This window comes from Streptomyces sp. SID11385 (assembly GCF_010548245.1).
Lineage (GTDB): Bacteria > Actinomycetota > Actinomycetes > Streptomycetales > Streptomycetaceae > Streptomyces.
Genome location: NZ_JAAGLR010001111.1, coordinates 1 through 481, shown reverse-complemented (window position 1 = coordinate 481; position 481 = coordinate 1). Strand labels below are relative to the sequence as shown.

At 79.4% G+C, this 481-nt stretch carries 1 pseudogene; it reads left to right on the top strand.

Annotated elements, in window-relative coordinates:
* Positions 1–481, top strand: a pseudogene (locus G3I42_RS33840) (hypothetical protein); the annotation flags it as partial.

Genomic DNA, 481 nt, shown 5'->3' with positions numbered 1-481 from the left:
GGTGGACGACGCCGACGTGACGACGGCCGCCGCGCTCGTCCTGCACCGCGCGAAGGCGGGCGCGCGCTGGCTCACGGCGCCCTGGGTCGACGAGTCCGCGACCCGGGACCTGCTGCGCCCCGACACCCCGGCCCGCACCCTGGGCGTGTCCGAGGACGGGGTCACCTCGCCGCTGCCCGGGCCGCCCGCCGGGGGCGGCTGCGGCACCTGGCCGGTCGTGCAGTTCCGGTCCTCCGCGCGGATCGTCGAGAAGCACTCCTTCCTCCTCACCGACCTCGGCGGCCTCTCCCCCGCGCACCTCACCTACACCCCGCCGCCGGGCCCGGGCGCCCCCGCCCGGCAGCCGCGCGAGGCCACCGGCTCCCAGGCGCTCGTGACGTGGGCGCGGCTCGGCTGCCGTCTCTCCGGGCTGCGCGGCCAGGGCGTACGGGCCGTCAACACGTGGGACTTCGCGGCGCAGCGGCTGCCCGAGGGCGGCGGC